14 protein-coding genes and 1 pseudogene are annotated in these 14,473 nt (G+C 61.0%); 6 read left to right on the top strand and 9 right to left on the bottom strand.

Annotation, left to right across the window (positions count from 1 at the left end; all coding sequences use genetic code 11):
- Positions 1-286: 286 nt before the first annotated feature.
- The 6 genes from NKJ01_RS29265 to NKJ01_RS29240 all read right to left on the bottom strand — a co-directional run bounded on the left by NKJ01_RS29265 (position 287) and on the right by NKJ01_RS29240 (position 8,293).
- On the bottom strand, positions 287-1,537 hold the full coding sequence (locus tag NKJ01_RS29265; RefSeq protein ID WP_352733468.1) for an NAD(P)/FAD-dependent oxidoreductase: 1,251 nt from the start codon (positions 1,535-1,537) through the stop codon (positions 287-289).
- A 2-nt stretch (positions 1,538-1,539) separates the two neighbouring features.
- On the bottom strand, positions 1,540-2,250 hold the full coding sequence (locus tag NKJ01_RS29260; RefSeq protein ID WP_352733465.1) for a methyltransferase domain-containing protein: 711 nt from the start codon (positions 2,248-2,250) through the stop codon (positions 1,540-1,542).
- On the bottom strand, positions 2,247-3,314 hold the full coding sequence (locus NKJ01_RS29255) for a type III polyketide synthase (protein WP_352733462.1): 1,068 nt from the start codon (positions 3,312-3,314) through the stop codon (positions 2,247-2,249). The genes NKJ01_RS29260 and NKJ01_RS29255 overlap by 4 nt, the downstream gene beginning before the upstream one ends.
- Before the next feature lie 211 nt (positions 3,315-3,525).
- Entirely contained in the window at positions 3,526-4,530 is a 1,005-nt protein-coding gene (locus NKJ01_RS29250; protein ID WP_352733459.1) for a L,D-transpeptidase family protein, read from the bottom strand.
- A gap of 167 nt (positions 4,531-4,697) precedes the next feature.
- Positions 4,698-5,885: an acetate/propionate family kinase gene (locus tag NKJ01_RS29245; protein ID WP_352733471.1), complete on the bottom strand. Its 1,188-nt coding sequence runs from the start codon at positions 5,883-5,885 to the stop codon at positions 4,698-4,700.
- Positions 5,882-8,293 carry a phosphoketolase family protein gene (locus NKJ01_RS29240; protein WP_352733457.1) on the bottom strand — a complete coding sequence of 804 codons (2,412 nt, stop codon included), beginning with the start codon at positions 8,291-8,293 and terminating at the stop codon, positions 5,882-5,884. Before NKJ01_RS29240 ends, NKJ01_RS29245 begins: the two co-directional genes overlap by 4 nt.
- A 319-nt stretch (positions 8,294-8,612) precedes the next feature.
- On the opposite strand from NKJ01_RS29240, the gene NKJ01_RS29235 reads away from it, so the two are divergent.
- The 5 genes from NKJ01_RS29235 (at position 8,613) to NKJ01_RS29215 (ending at position 11,955) form a co-directional block, all read left to right on the top strand.
- Positions 8,613-10,604, top strand: a complete 1,992-nt coding sequence (locus NKJ01_RS29235) for a protein-L-isoaspartate(D-aspartate) O-methyltransferase (protein WP_352733455.1) — start codon at positions 8,613-8,615, stop codon at positions 10,602-10,604.
- An 80-nt stretch (positions 10,605-10,684) separates the two neighbouring features.
- Positions 10,685-10,891 carry a hypothetical protein gene (locus NKJ01_RS29230; RefSeq protein WP_023757876.1) on the top strand — a complete coding sequence of 69 codons (207 nt, stop codon included), beginning with the start codon at positions 10,685-10,687 and terminating at the stop codon, positions 10,889-10,891.
- A gap of 32 nt (positions 10,892-10,923) precedes the next feature.
- On the top strand, positions 10,924-11,166 hold the full coding sequence (locus tag NKJ01_RS29225) for a hypothetical protein (protein ID WP_352733452.1): 243 nt from the start codon (positions 10,924-10,926) through the stop codon (positions 11,164-11,166).
- Positions 11,167-11,221: 55 nt separating this feature from the next.
- On the top strand, positions 11,222-11,689 hold the full coding sequence (locus NKJ01_RS29220) for a YbhB/YbcL family Raf kinase inhibitor-like protein (protein ID WP_023757878.1): 468 nt from the start codon (positions 11,222-11,224) through the stop codon (positions 11,687-11,689).
- 104 nt (positions 11,690-11,793) lie between these two features.
- Positions 11,794-11,955 carry a hypothetical protein gene (locus tag NKJ01_RS29215; RefSeq protein WP_352733449.1) on the top strand — a complete coding sequence of 54 codons (162 nt, stop codon included), beginning with the start codon at positions 11,794-11,796 and terminating at the stop codon, positions 11,953-11,955.
- A gap of 59 nt (positions 11,956-12,014) precedes the next feature.
- Here the strand turns inward: NKJ01_RS29215 and NKJ01_RS29210 are convergent, their stop codons facing one another.
- On the bottom strand, positions 12,015-12,446 hold the full coding sequence (locus NKJ01_RS29210; RefSeq protein ID WP_023757880.1) for a hypothetical protein: 432 nt from the start codon (positions 12,444-12,446) through the stop codon (positions 12,015-12,017).
- Between the two features lie 181 nt (positions 12,447-12,627).
- On the opposite strand from NKJ01_RS29210, the pseudogene NKJ01_RS29205 reads away from it, so the two are divergent.
- Positions 12,628-13,546 (top strand): annotated as a pseudogene (locus NKJ01_RS29205) (multicopper oxidase domain-containing protein).
- Between the two features lie 107 nt (positions 13,547-13,653).
- Here NKJ01_RS29205 and NKJ01_RS29200 read toward each other — a convergent pair.
- On the bottom strand, positions 13,654-13,854 hold the full coding sequence (locus NKJ01_RS29200) for a hypothetical protein (RefSeq protein ID WP_352733446.1): 201 nt from the start codon (positions 13,852-13,854) through the stop codon (positions 13,654-13,656).
- Positions 13,855-14,024: 170 nt separating this feature from the next.
- Positions 14,025-14,285: a hypothetical protein gene (locus tag NKJ01_RS29195; RefSeq protein ID WP_352733444.1), complete on the bottom strand. Its 261-nt coding sequence runs from the start codon at positions 14,283-14,285 to the stop codon at positions 14,025-14,027.
- Positions 14,286-14,473 lie beyond the last annotated feature (188 nt).

Here is a 14,473-nt window from a genome sequence, read left to right as displayed (position 1 = left end):
GACCTATGCCCGATTATCAGCAGCCGTCGCCTGAGCGGCCCCGATCCACCCTCCCGCCAACAGCCAAGGAACCAGCGCCGAACCACACCAACCCGCTCCAAGCGGCCGACATCCCTTGCCCGCAGCTCAAGCGCCTGCAAAATCGCTGCCGCCAGCCTCGCGCCGAAAGACTGTGTGAGATATCCGGGCTAACCCGAAACCACAGGCAGAACGCTGGCTGCTACGGAATGTTCCATAACCCGGCTCGCTCAATGCCACGAACGCAAGCGAAGCGCCGCAGCGCCGATCATGCAAGACCGGGGATCGCTCTGGTCTTGCCGCTCATGTGGGCGCCCAGTGTCAGCGCTTGCGGGAAACTGCGGACAGCCGCACCCATCAATGCTGCGCCGCCGGGACAGAGGGCCGTTCGGGCAATGGCTGCAGCTGCGTAGACCCGTGTCGAAAACAGTTTCCTCCAGGCCGCTTGATAGCGTCTGCCTGCAGCTTCGCGGCCCGCCTGGCCGCTTGACGCGCCGGCGAGTTCGGCGGCCAGCAGCCAGCTGGACTGAAGTGCCATCGAGATGCCTTCGGCGATGATCGGATGAGACTCGCCTGCGGCATTGCCGACGCGAAAGATATCCTTTTCATAGCAGGCGCGGATGCCAGGCCGGATCGGGCCGGCTGCAAGCCACGGACCGTCGAGGCACGCCCGGTCAAGAGCATCGCTCACACCTCGGCAAGAAGCCATGAGATGGCGAAAGACCGCCTCAGCCGCCGACGGATGGCCGTCCTGCCGGGGCCTATCAGGTTCGGAGACATGGTTCATGCGCAGCCGCGCGAGCATGTCACGCCTTATGCAGCAAGAGATCGACATGCGGCCATGATCGGCAAGGACCATGCCGCCATAGCCGCCGGGAAATATCAGCAGAGGCATCAGATCAGACGCGAGCGACGCCCCGGTGAAATGCGCCTTGAAGCCGAGCAGGTCCGACGCGTGGCTGGCCTTGTCGAGCTGGCTTGGCAGCGGTCCCGGTTCCCAGGAACCATGCGCGGCGACGACCACCTGGGCCCGCAAGATTGTCGTTCCGTCCCCGGAATTCCGGTCCTTTGCCTGAATTCGCACGGCTTGCATCTCGCCATCCTGATCAATGGCGACGGGGCGAAAAGGCTGAAAGATTTCAGCGCCCGCCGATCGCGCCGCTTGCAACAGCAGATCGTCCAGCATGTCCCGGCCGAGCGCCCGGCCGAAGGCGCCTTTTGCAGGATGCCCATATTTTGCACCCGGCATCGGCGCCTCGATGTAAGTCGCGCCGGAAAAGAAGCCGACGCGGCGGATTTCGGGGCCGGCATTGGCGCGCCAGGCATCGCCGACCTCCAGTCGGTCGAGAAGCGCCAGATTGCTTGCCGAGATGTATTCGCCACACACCTTGCGGCGCGGGAACATTTTCTTTTCCACGATCGCGACGGACCACCCGCGCCGGGCGAGCAGCAAAGCCAGCGAAGTGCCTGCCGGGCCGGCCCCGATGACAATCGCATCGTGGGTGGATGGTCGCCTCATGATCATCTCGATCGTGCACTGGCGCCGGCGAAGACGTGCGAGAACGGACCGGCACGCCGCTCCTCGAGTGGCCTGCCGCCGGCCGCAAGCCAGAGGTCGGAAAGCTCCTTACCACGAAAGCCGGCACGCACGCTCTGAGCCGCGTCATGTCGCGTGACGTCGTTGGCGCCGATCGCCGGGAGAAGGCGGGTCGCGGCCAGAGGGAACCTTGCCCTCAGCGGTTCCGTCGCCAGGAGCAGCGGGGCTTTCCACGCCAGCAGTAAAAACAGACGCACGAGCTCGACGTCATCGAAATGATGCAGGAAGAGATTGACGGTGATCGCGTCGAACCATTCGCCCCCGTTCCCTTCGGCCCAGTCGAAGACGTCGGCGGTGACGACTTCAGCGCTCCATCCCAACCTGTTGAATTCGGCGAGGAGTCCGGGACCAGCGAGACTGACGCGGTCGAGCAGCGTCAGCTCTACCTCGGGCCAGTGCCGTGCCATTCGCTGCGCGAGCTTGAGCATGAAGGTGCCGTCGCCGGCGCCGATCTCCAATATGCGGCGCGGTGGTCGTGGCACGAATTTCCTGAGCAAAGACGCCATGATCGGCGCTTGAAACATCAACGCATTGATCCAACGGAGGTCGCGGCGCGAGGCCAGCGCCCGCGGGTCGCCGGCCGCAAGTCCGTCGAGGATTTCCGGGACGAGGCTGCGGTGACTGAGCGCGTTCATGACACGGTTCGAAAAAGCATGGTTTCGGCCGTCAGTCCGGGCCCGAACGACATTCCGCAGCCGAGCAGTCCGGATGGAGCCTTCAGCATTTCTTCCATCACGAACATCACCGTCGCCGACGACATGTTGCCATATCGGCGCAGCACCTCGCGCGACGGCGTCAGCGCGGCGGGCTCGAGTTTCAGCGCCCTCTCGACGGCATCGAGAACCGAACGTCCGCCCGGGTGCACGGCCCAGAGGTCGATCGCGTCCGGTGGCCGGCCGCCGAGAAAGGCATCATGATTGCTCCGCAACACCTCTTGGATCGCCGTCGGAACTTGGCCGGAAAGAACCATGTCAAAGCCATGGTCGCGAATATCCCATCTCATCAGGTCGCGCCGCTCATCCGCTACCATGCAATGAAAGCTGTCGAGTTCAAGGCCGGGCGGCTCGCCGGTGACAAGAGTTGCCGCGCAGCCATCGCCCCAGAGGCAGAAGGACAACAGCTTTTCCAGTTCTGGGCTTTCCCTGAGATGCAAGGTACAGAGCTCGATGTTGACCAGCAGGACCCTGGCCCGCGGATCTGACCTGACGATGTGGCGCGCAAGCTTGAGGCCGTTGATCGCCGCGTAACAGCCCATGAACCCGATTATCGTGCGTTCGATGCCATCCGGGAGGCCGCAGCGTTTGACCAGATCCAAGTCGATGCCGGGCGCGGAGAATCCGGTGCAGGTGGTGACGATGAGTTGGGTGATACGCGACGCGTCGTCGCCAAGGTGCAGCCCGTCGACGGCTTTTTGCGCCAGCACAGGAGCGGCTTCGCCAAACATCGCCATTCTCATGGCAGTTCCCGGGAACGCGCCGCGAACGAAGGTTCCGCCAAGGTCGGCGGATGGCCCTTCCGGGTCGAGAGCAGGTGCAAAGCAGGAATAGCGGCTCTCGATGCCGGCAAGGCCGGCCATCCGTTCGAAAATTCTCCGGTGACGGACGGCGATCATGGAGGCCGCGAACCGCAGATAGAACCTGTGAACCTCATATTCGGGAACCGCTGTCGCAATTCGGTTGATATAGGCGTTAGCGGGCATTTCCGTCTCCCAGGGCGCCGCACGCTGCATGGCGCGGATGCCCGAGTGATCTTTGCTGAATGGCGCCAGTTAGGGCGCATGGTTTGAGCGTTGTTCCATGAACGCTTCATAGAGCCGATTTCATCCCGGGCGGCCGCACTGCCACGGGACATCATATTGGTCTCGCAATCGGAAACGCGCGCTTCCATGTCGGTGTCGCGGCTGGCGACCGCTACTGCGGCCGCGTATCGCCAGCGTCCGCCATCTCGTCCTTGAAGTTAACTTTCGTGCCCGTCTGCACCATGGCGGCGAGGTCTTCGGCATCCCAGTTGGTCAGCCGGATACAGCCATGCGAGAAGGTCGTGCCGATCTTGCCGGGTTCGGGCGTGCCGTGAATGCCGTAGCTTTCGATTGAGAGATCGATCCAGACCGATCCCACCGGATTGTTGGGCCCCGCAGCGATGGTAAAGGGCCGCTTGCTCCTCACTCCCTTGAAGGCGAAGTCCGGATCGTAGTGATAGGTGGGGTGATGCACCACGCGTTTGACTTCCGCCGCGCCGCTCGGCGCCGGCTTTTCGTCGCTGCCGATCGAGGCGGGATAGACTGCGAGCCGTTTGCCGGACGGATCGAGCACACGCACCAAGCGGGCGCCCTTGTCGACCTCGATAGCGGCAACGGCGTCAGGACGATCGCCCCGGCCAACATCCGGTACCGCCAACGTCGCGCCTGCTCTCTTGAAGCCGACACCCGGATTGAGCCCTCTGAGCAATTGTTCGCTGATATGGAAGCGCTCCGCCAGCTTCTCCACCGCGTTGCGATAGCCGAGCCGCCGCAAGTGGGCCATCTTCTCCATGCGAGCCGGAATGCGCTTGGTGAAGGGCCCGTGTATGTCCTTGGACGTTACCTCATAGGTTACCAGGACGGGACCGGCGGAATTCGCCACGAGCTTGTCCCAGGTCTCCTGAGTGAGCTTGCCGTCGGCCCGGAATCCGTTCGCCGTCTGAAAGGCGCTAATGGCCTTGGCGAAATTCTCTGATAGCCGGCCGTCGATCAGGCCCGGCGAGAAACGGGCGCGATCCAGGAGAATCTGCGCCTTCAGAACTGTCGGATCGATGCCCGTCGGCTCGCCGGCGGCGAACTGGGCCTGATTGACAGCGGATGGGTCCAGCTTGGCCGCCTCCGTCCCGCCGCATGTGAGGACGAGCGCCGCCGCAGCGACAAGAAGGAGCCTGATCATCGATGTCACTCCTGGACTGCAACAGAAACTCTGCTTCTATGACGCGGCACGCCCCATCTGGTTCCCTTTGCGGACAGACGCATGACGGCAGGGCTTGCTGCCAAAGGATCTCGTGGGAAAGCACGGCAAGGCTAGTCTCAAGGTGAGCAGAAACCAGCATGTTCGCCTTAAGTTGCGGACCCAACCTGCATTACCGCATGGCTATGGCGCGCGATGACACTTTCCTCGTCAGTCGCAAGCACACGCACTTCCACCTTGCTGTCCGGACGACTGACGATCTCGTCGTGGGCGTCATTGGCCGGCTCGTCGAGCGCCACGCCGAGCCAGGTCAATCTTTCGGATATCGCCTTGCGGATGGACGATGACCGTTCGCCGATGCCGGCGGTGAACACGAGGCATTCGAGACCACCCATCGTGCCTGCGAGCGCTGCTGCTTCCCTCGCGGCGCGAAAGGCGAAGAGCTCGATCGCCTCGCGGGCACGAGGGTCGCTGCTTGCCTCCAACGTGCGCATGTCGCCCGAAACGCCGGACACGCCGAGCAGTCCGGATTTCTCATAAAGCATTGTCTGCAGCTCGTCCGCTGCCATGCCCCTCTCCAGCAGGAAGTACAACAGCACGCCGGGATCGATGGCGCCGCAACGCGTACCCATGACGAGACCATCCAGTGCCGAAAAGCCCATCGTCGTATCGACGCTTTTGCCGTCGTGCAGAGCGCAAAGGCTTGCCCCATTGCCGAGATGAGCAACGATTGTCCGTTTTGCCGCGAGCGCGGGCGATATCTCGCTCAGCCGCCTAGCAATATATTCGTAGGAGAGGCCATGAAATCCGTAGCGTCGCAGTCCCTCCCCTTCATATTTTTGCGGCAGGGCAAAGCGCTGCACGAGCGGATCGATCGTCTGGTGGAACGCGGTATCGAAACATCCGACCTGTGGCAGATCCGGCTGCAATACGGCTATCGCGCGAACTGGCGCGAGACTGCGAGGCTGATGCAAAGGCGCGAGTGCGGTCAGCCTGTCCAGGGCCTCAATGGTAGCGGGCGTCAGACGGACTGGTTTGCTGAACTCGTTACCGCCATGCACGATGCGATGACCGACACAGATCAGTTTTCTTCCACCAAGTTCGCCCTGCACCAGGGTCAGTAGTTCGCCAATCCCCGCGCCATGAGGATCGTCCGCGTTAAACTCCCTATCACACTGCACTGTCCCATCGGCCGCCTTTGCGGTGAGTCTGGGCGTGTCGCCCAGATCCAGAGTGCCGCGCGAAACGAGCTGCTGGCCGTCCGACGAGCCAAGATCGTATAGCGCGAACTTGACGCTGGACGAACCGGCATTCAGCGCCAGGATCGACTGACTCATCGACTGGCCTTTGCCCCGTTCGCAGCCGGCCAGCTCCATTTCTGGATCTCGGGCATGTCTTCGCCGTGCTCGCGGACATAGGCCTTGTGCTTGGCCAGTCGATCGTGAAGTTCGCCGGCGAGCCTTTCCGCTCTTTCGGCCAAGCCCGGCACGCGTGCGATCGCGGCAAGTGCAAGGTGGTAGCGGTCGAGTTCGTTGAGCACCACCATGTCGAATGGCGTTGTCGTCGTGCCCTCCTCGCGAAAGCCGTGCACATGCATGTTGTCATGATTGGCACGACGGTAGGTCAGGCGATGGATGAGATAGGGATAACCGTGATAAGCAAAAATCACCGGCCTTGTCTTCGTGAACAGCGCATCGAAAGCCCGGTCGGTGAGGCCGTGCGGATGCTCGGTGTTCGACTGCAACGTCATCAGGTCGACAACGTTGACGACGCGGATTCTCAGATCGGGGATTGCAGAGCGAAGAATGTCCGTCGCGGCCAGCGTCTCCAGCGTCGGCACATCGCCGGCACAGGCGAGGACCACATCCGGTTCCTCGCCTTCTGAAATCGTGCCGGCCCATTCCCAGATGCCCGCGCCGGCCTTGCAGTGCGCTTCAGCGTCTTCGATAGACAGCCACTGCGGCGTCGGCTGCTTGCCGGCGGTGATGACGTTGATGCGGTTGTAGGTTCTCAGGCAATGGTCGGTGATCCACAGCAGCGTGTTGGCATCCGGCGGGAAATAGAGCCTGACCGTGTCGGCCTTCTTGTTGGCGACAAGGTCGGCGAAGCCCGGATCCTGATGACTGAAGCCGTTGTGATCCTGGCGCCAGACATGAGAGGTCAGCAGGTAATTGAGCGAGGCGATCGGCTTGCGCCAGGCAAGCTCGCCAGAGGTCTTCAACCATTTCGCATGCTGGTTGACCATGGAGTCGACGATGTGAATGAACGCCTCGTAGCACGAGAACAAACCGTGGCGGCCTGTAAGCAGATAACCTTCCAGCCAGCCCTGGCAGAGATGCTCGCTGAGCACTTCCATCACCCGGCCGTCGCGGGAAAGATGGACGTCGTAGGGTTCGATGCGCTCCATCCAGATCCGATCCGTGACCTCGAATACATCGTCAAGACGATTGGAAGACGTCTCGTCCGGTCCCATCAGCCGAAAATTTCGCGCTTTGGCGTTAAGGCGAAAGACTTCACGAAGATAGCCCCCACAAATCCGTGTCGCCTCGGCAATGACGCCTCCGGGCCGAGGCACTTCGAGCGCCAGGCTCTTCCAGTCCGGCAGCGCCAGGTCGCGCTTCAACAACCCGCCATTCGCGTACGGAGTTGCGCCCATGCGCTTTGTTCCTGTCGGGGCAAGGGCCGCGAGTTCCGGCAGCAGATGTCCATCTTTATCGAACAGCTTTTCCGGTTCGTAGCTTCGCATCCAGGTTTCGAGGATCTTGCGGTGCTCGTCATTGCCGCGGGCGTTCGATACCGGCACTTGATGCGAACGCCAGAAACCCTCGACTTTTTCGCCATCGACCTCTTTCGGTCCAGTCCAGCCCTTGGGGCTGCGCAGGACGATCATCGGCCACTGGGGACGTTCGCCACGCCGTCCCGGACCTCGTGCCTGTTCCTGAATGGAATGGATCCGATCGAGCACACTGTCGAGCGTCCTGGCCATCGCTTGGTGCATGGCGACCGGCTCGTGGCCTTCGACAAAGAACGGTTCGTAGCCGTAGCCGGTGAACTGGTTGCGCAACTCCTGGTCATCCATGCGGCCGAGGATCGTCGGGTTGGCGATCTTGTAGCCATTGAGATGAAGGATTGGCAGCACCGCGCCGTCCAAGGCTGGGTTCAGGAATTTGTTGGAATGCCATGCCGCCGCGAGCGGACCGGTTTCGGCCTCGCCGTCGCCAACGACGCAGGCAACCACCAGATCCGGATTGTCGAAGGCCGCGCCGAAAGCATGGACCAGGGCATATCCGAGTTCGCCGCCCTCATGAATGGAGCCGGGCGTTTCGGGCGCCACATGGCTTGGCACCCCGCCTGGAAAGGAAAATTGCCGGAATAGTTTTCTCAGGCCGTCTTCGCCCTGGCCGATATCGGGGTAGATCTCGCTATAGGTGCCCTCGAGCCAGGTATTGGCAACCATTGCCGGACCGCCATGTCCTGGACCGCAGATAAACAGCACATCAAGATCACGCTCACGGATAATTCGGTTGAGATGCACGTAGAGGAAATTGAGGCCCGGCGTTGTACCCCAATGGCCGAGCAGCCGCGGCTTGACATGCTCGGCTTTCAAGGGTTGGCGCAGCAGCGGATTGTCGAGCAGATAAATCTGGCCAACCGAGATGTAATTCGCGGCGCTCCAGTAGCGGTTCATGAGATCGATCCGTTCGAGGCTGATCGCCTGCGTCATCGCGGCAGCCTTGTCGTTCATCGCCCAGTCTCCAGCATCGGTTTTTCAGCATCGGTTCGCTGGAGATAACTGGAGCGACTTCGCGCCTGAGCAAGCCCAAATTGGCGATGGCGTTCGAAGCAATGTCCAGGCGACGCTTGGGAAGCAAGAAACCGTCGGCGTCTCCAGCCGGGTCAGTGGACTTGTCCTGCAACACACCTGCAACAAAGAAGGAACTTTGAGGCCCTCCAACGGTTAGAGGCATGAGCCGGGAGAGCCAGGCAGAGGAAGTGGCCCACCCGCTAATGTCGAAGGATATCCTTGAACAATTGCGGACAAGCGGCCGCCAAGGGAGCTGAAAATGCTCGATCTTCCCAGTGCTCGCGACCGGATGGTCAATGTGCATATCGCCCGGCGTGGCATCCGCAATCGCGAGATCCTGCAGGCCATGCGGGAAGTTCCGCGCGAGGCTTTCGTTGATCCCGGCTTCGAAGAATTCGCTTATGAAGACGGACCACTGCCCATCGCTGACGGGCAGACCATTTCGCAACCCTACATCGTCGCGCTCATGACCGAACTGGCGGACGTCAAGGCTGGCGACCATGTACTGGAGATTGGCACCGGCTCGGGCTATGCGGCGGCCGTGATGAGCCGGATCGTCGAACAGGTCTACACGATCGAGCGCCATCCCGGATTGGCTGAAACCGCGAGGCGTCGGTTTGAGAGACTTGGCTACGAGAACATCGAGGTCAGGACCGGCGACGGCACCAAGGGCTGGCCGGAAGCAGCGCCCTACGACGCCATCGTGGTGACGGCCAGCGGACCCGGCGCGCCGCTCGCCCTGCAGGAACAACTCGATGTCGGCGGCAGGCTTGTCATTCCGGTAGGTGACGATCTGGATTCGCAACGCCTGCTCAAGGTCACCCGAACGGGCGCTGCAAGCTACAGCGAGGAGGATTTTGGCGGCGTGCGGTTCGTCCCTCTCATCGGCGAGCAAGGCTGGCCCGAAGGTGGCGAGATCGCCGAGATCCGTCGTCCGCTCCGACATCCGCATCCCGCCAGTCTGCCCGATATGATCGCAATGGCCGCCGAACCACTTCCGGATTTCGACGACCCCGCCTTCGGCGAAGTGTTCGATCGGTTCGCCGACCGGCGCGTCGTTCTGCTTGGCGAAGCAAGCCATGGCACGTCGGAGTTTTACAAGGCGCGCGCGGCGATCACCCGCCGGCTCGTCGACAAGCACGGTTTCACGATCGTTGCGGTCGAAGCCGATTGGCCCGATGCCGCGGCCATCGACCGCTATGTTCGTCATCGCGAGCCACGAGCCGGTGTCAGCGCGCCATTCCAGCGGTTCCCGACCTGGATGTGGCGCAACACCGACGTCGCGGCCTTCACCGGCTGGATGCGCGACCACAACGAGAAGCTCGAGCCATCCAGGCAAGCGGGATTCTACGGTCTCGACATCTACAACATGAGCGGGTCCATAGCTGCGGTTCTCGAATATCTCGACCGGGTTGATCCGCAGGCAGCAAAGATCGCGCGCGAGCGCTATGGCTGCCTGACCCCATGGCAAAATGAACCGTCCACCTACGGCCGTGCGGCGCTGACCTCGGGCTACCGGGCATGCGAGCAGGCGGTTCTCGAGCAATGTCGAGACCTGCTCGCCAGGCAACTGGACTATGCCCGACGGGACGGCAGCGACTTTCTCGATGCCGCTCAGAACGCCCGGTTGATTGCCTCCGCCGAACGATATTACCGGATCATGTACTATGGCGGCGCGGAATCCTGGAACCTGCGCGATACGCATATGTTCGAAACGCTGGAACACCTGCTGGACGCCAACGGACCGAATTCCAAGGCGGTTGTTTGGGCGCACAATTCGCATATCGGCGATGCTCGCTATACCGAAATGGGCGTTGTCCGGGACGAACTGAATATCGGCCAGCTTTGCCGGCAACGGTTCGGCGACAGGGCAGCCCTGATCGGTCTGGGCACGCATTCCGGCACCGTGGCCGCCGCTTCCGATTGGGACGGCGAGATGAAGGTGAAGCAGGTGCGGCCCTCACACGCAGACAGCTACGAGCGGCTTTGCCATGACTGCCGCATTCCGCATTTTCTGCTCGACCTGAAGCGCGACGAGGCGCTGCGCGAGCGGCTCCTGGAACGCAGGCTGGAGCGCTTCATCGGGGTGATCTATCGGCCGGAAACCGAACTGCGAAGCCACTATGCGGATGTTTCGCTGCCCCAGCAATTCGACGCCTTCGTGTGGTTCGACAAAACCACCGCGGTAACTCCACTTGGCCCGGAGCATGCAAGAGCTGGTGTTCCCGACACCTATCCGTTCGGACTTTAGCCGCCGGCGAACGGCGAATGGCCCGGAACATTTCGGCCGGCCTCGGGTTTTGAAACCGAACCCCTCGAAGGAGTTGTCTCATGAGCACGAGCAGACATCCAAAGTGGAAAAAGCCGAGCGATGCCGACCTGGTGAACAATCCGGGCATCGGAACCTCCAAGGGCACGATCAAGGAAGGCGATGACCTCGACCTTGAAGGCGAAAACACGATCGAAGGCGACGTCGAGAATGACACGACGGCCGCCGGCGGGATCAATCCAAGGCAGAAAATGCGGACGAACAAGTAGCGTGTCGAATTGCACGAGAAAGGAGGCTATCGATGGCCGGAAACAAAACCCACGAGCAAAGCCTTCGCGTAATCGAAAAGCGCGAGAATACGAAGAATGCCGGCAAGGACTTCGACGCGAAGACGGAGCTGAGAAAGTCCGACGCTGAGCGAGCAGCCTCGCGGCAGGACAACCTCAGGCCCAAACTGAGGGATATTGCCGACCCCGATGATCGGAACATCATCCGCGGAGAGAACCAGGAAAGCTCTCACAACAAGCATCGGGGAGGTCGTTGAGGTCGGCCCCATACACCGATATCCGCGCAGCAACTGTCTTCCGCAGGAGCAAGTCATGCCACTCACGCTCAGCAGTTCCGCCTTTGCCGAAGGCGCAAAAATCCCTGAAAGATACACGCGGGACGGCAAGAACGTGTCTCCGCCGCTGAAGTGGTCGGGGGTACCTGACGATACGAGGAGCCTTGTTCTCGTCGTCCAGGATCCGGATGCACCAAGCGGAACGTTCGGCCATTGGGCGGTGTTCAACATATCCCCCGATACCCGGGAACTTCCCGAGGCGGCAAGCGGCAAGCCGGGTCCGCAGGCCCTCAGGCAGGCGACGAACGATTTCGGCAACGCCTATTATGACGGCCCTGAACCGCCGGTCGGACACGGCGTCCATCATTATCATTTCCGGCTGGCCGCACTCGACACGCCAAACCTTGCTATTCCGGCAAGCGCCGGCGTCCAGCGTATCTGGCAGGAAGCACAAAAACATCTGATCGAGCAGGCAGAACTCGTCGGAACATACGAACGGATTTGATGGGTTGCTTGCAGCCGGCGGAAGGAACCCGGATCGCGTGGCTGATGTCGGCGTGAACGGAACAGTTCGTCTCCTTAACGGTTGTTCGGGAAAGGAGACGCGTCATGTTTGAAAGCGTCATGTGGTTGATTGTCGTGGCCGGCGGGCCACTGTTGCTGATCATACTGATGGCCTATGTCTTGGTGACACGCCGCCGCCCTGGTCCCGCCGAACGCAAAGAGCGTGACCGCGCAACCAACCGGCTGTATCGCCAGGACAGGCGATGATGGGAAGGTGGGCGGGCGGGAATCGCACGGCTACGGCACGCGACGATTCCCAACCCTGATCAGTGCATGATCCTTTGCCTCAACCAAGCGAGAAACCTGTTGCCGCCGATCGTTGCGCGGACCCGCGCTGCCGCCCACCGCGCCTTCATGGAAGCGCCTACGTGACAGTCGCAGACGATGTCATGCAGTTGCCAGTCATTCAGCTCGAAGAAGCGCTTGGCTTCGCCATAGGTGTCATTCCTTAGGCCCGACGCGCGCAGCACCGAGTCTTCGAACGCGACGGCAATTGCCGAACCCTCGCCACGCACCGTGGCACGTGCTTCCGGGTGCAGATGCTCGGTGCCGGAAAACGCTGCGAGGAGCCGCTCGGGATTCTGCTCGAGAAGTTCAGCCCAGCGCTCGATGCGCTGGTTTCGTGTCATTGCCGAATATGCAGCCGAGGACTCGATGGCGGCGACGGCATGCAGTTGGTCGAGTGTCTGATGTTTCATGGTCGGCTCCTGTTTCAAAGGGAGATGCACCCACGCCTTCAGAGGAATTATCGCGCAGCGATGCTGCGACAAGAGCAAAAGCCCGACAGAATTCGTCACCGCCAAGTTCAACCGGCTGGATCGTAAACGCGCCGGACGCGTTCATCGAAGAGATGGGGTTATCACTGCCCGCGGTTTGCCCATGCTCGTCCAGCCGATCGACTATTTTCTTGTTGCCTGGTTCATTCTTGCTGCTGCCTCGACGGTCTATGTCGGGATCGATCAGCACCGCAACAATCCCGGACCGGTGGTGATGAAATGGGGGTTCATCCTGGTCACCCTCTATATGGGGCCCGTCGGCCCGCTGCTCTATGTTTTGGCCGACAAGGAGCCGCGACCGGGCGAGCACGAGGACTTCACCAAGCCGCTGTGGAAGCAGGGCATCGGCTCGACCATTCACTGCGTTGCCGGAGATGCTACAGGCATCATCCTCGCCGCCGTCATCACGGCGACGCTCGGCCTTCCCATGTGGCTCGACCTCATCGTCGAATATGTTTCCGGCTTCGCCTTCGGTCTGTTCATCTTCCGGTCGCTGTTCATGAAGTCGATGATGGGCGGCAGCTATTGGGAAAACGTGCGCAAAAGCTTCCTGCCCGAATTCATTTCGATGAGGTCCAGGCCGACCACGACTATGTGATCGAGCTCCAGGAATGCTGGTACGCGATGGCCTGACCTACCCGGCGATGCCGATGGAAGGCGGCATGCCGAACTTCTTCACCATCAACGGCAAAGCGTATCCTTCAACCGATACGATCCATATGAAGGTCGGCGAAACGCTGAAGGTGCGTTTCATCGGCACCAACAATGGCTTTATCCATCCGATGCATATCCATGGCGGACCGTTCGAGGTCGCCGCCCGTGACGGCGAGACACTTGCCCCTTCGGCACGCTTCCTGGCCGACACGATCAATGTTGGGCCGGGGCAGCGCTATGACGTCGTCTGGAAAGCACAGCGGCCCGGCAAATGGCTGATCCACTGCCACATTCCGCATCACACGACGAACAACAATGTCGAGGAAAAGGGCGGTGGCGGACTGATGGTCATCATCGATGTCAGCTAGCCGGCACCGAGGCCATGGCCGAACAGGTGCGCTCGGCCGACAGAGGAGCGATCCCATACAGACATTGCAACCTCCCGCAGCCGTTCGGACGTTGCAATTGTCGCGTCCTACTTCTTGATAATGTTCCCGTCGCGCAAGTCGAATGCTTCGATGCCGCGAGCCTGGCGATAGAAATCGTCCTGCAATTCACCCCATTCGCCGAGGAAGGCACCGCAATTGCTGCAATAGATTGGCGTCGACTCCTTGGGGTTGTCGGGAATGTCCATCTGGATCGTCCCGCAAGCCTTGCAATCAAGTTTGTCGTCCAATCGGCGTCCCATTTCGCAATGATTGCGCATTTTCACTCAGGAGCCAATTGTCGGTTTCGTACGAAGTGGCGCAGACCGCCCTGTGAGTTCATCGATAGCTGGCGCAGACTTGCTCCCGCAGAGAGAAGGAAGTCGTAGAGAATTCAGCTATGGGCGTGAAATTGTCGGCCCTATTCGCGGGAATCAAAAAGGACGGCCAACCCCAACTTCCGCGTCAGGTCGACGATCTCCTCCATCAATTCGTTATCCGTATCCCGCATGTAAGGCGCGTCCCTGCGAATTGCCTCGATCACCGCTTTGACCGAGACGATATCGCCGTATCGCGCGCTTCCAAGCTCCAACGCCAGAAATTCCCTCGCGGTACCGACGGGCCTTATTGCTCCCCTAGCCATACTCATGCGGCTCCTCCCCATGGCCACGTTAGCTTTCATTTTGAGCCTGTCCGAGATGGAGATCAATTGATGGTATGATTCGTACAAAACCCGCTGAGCCGATATGCGACAACAATTGAAATTGGCCCAATGCGGCCGACCCACGGAACCATCATTCGGCATAAAGGTTGTGTCTCCAATCGTCCTGCGGAGAATGCAAGGGAACGACCATGCGAATGTTGACGATA

This window comes from Mesorhizobium sp. M0276 (genome assembly GCF_040321755.1).
Classification (GTDB): domain Bacteria; phylum Pseudomonadota; class Alphaproteobacteria; order Rhizobiales; family Rhizobiaceae; genus Mesorhizobium.
Note: the sequence above shows the minus strand (reverse complement) of the source record. Positions and strands in the feature narration are given on the sequence as shown.

Coding starts and splice junctions, on each gene's coding strand:
- NKJ01_RS29265 (WP_352733468.1), bottom strand. CDS start 1,537: ATGAGGCGACCATCCACCCACGATGCGATTGTCATCGGGGCCGGCCCG.
- NKJ01_RS29260 (WP_352733465.1), bottom strand. CDS start 2,250: ATGAACGCGCTCAGTCACCGCAGCCTCGTCCCGGAAATCCTCGACGGA.
- NKJ01_RS29255 (WP_352733462.1), bottom strand. CDS start 3,314: ATGCCCGCTAACGCCTATATCAACCGAATTGCGACAGCGGTTCCCGAA.
- NKJ01_RS29250 (WP_352733459.1), bottom strand. CDS start 4,530: ATGATCAGGCTCCTTCTTGTCGCTGCGGCGGCGCTCGTCCTCACATGC.
- NKJ01_RS29245 (WP_352733471.1), bottom strand. CDS start 5,885: ATGAGTCAGTCGATCCTGGCGCTGAATGCCGGTTCGTCCAGCGTCAAG.
- NKJ01_RS29240 (WP_352733457.1), bottom strand. CDS start 8,293: ATGAACGACAAGGCTGCCGCGATGACGCAGGCGATCAGCCTCGAACGG.
- NKJ01_RS29235 (WP_352733455.1), top strand. CDS start 8,613: ATGCTCGATCTTCCCAGTGCTCGCGACCGGATGGTCAATGTGCATATC.
- NKJ01_RS29230 (WP_023757876.1), top strand. CDS start 10,685: ATGAGCACGAGCAGACATCCAAAGTGGAAAAAGCCGAGCGATGCCGAC.
- NKJ01_RS29225 (WP_352733452.1), top strand. CDS start 10,924: ATGGCCGGAAACAAAACCCACGAGCAAAGCCTTCGCGTAATCGAAAAG.
- NKJ01_RS29220 (WP_023757878.1), top strand. CDS start 11,222: ATGCCACTCACGCTCAGCAGTTCCGCCTTTGCCGAAGGCGCAAAAATC.
- NKJ01_RS29215 (WP_352733449.1), top strand. CDS start 11,794: ATGTTTGAAAGCGTCATGTGGTTGATTGTCGTGGCCGGCGGGCCACTG.
- NKJ01_RS29210 (WP_023757880.1), bottom strand. CDS start 12,446: ATGAAACATCAGACACTCGACCAACTGCATGCCGTCGCCGCCATCGAG.
- NKJ01_RS29195 (WP_352733444.1), bottom strand. CDS start 14,285: ATGAAAGCTAACGTGGCCATGGGGAGGAGCCGCATGAGTATGGCTAGG.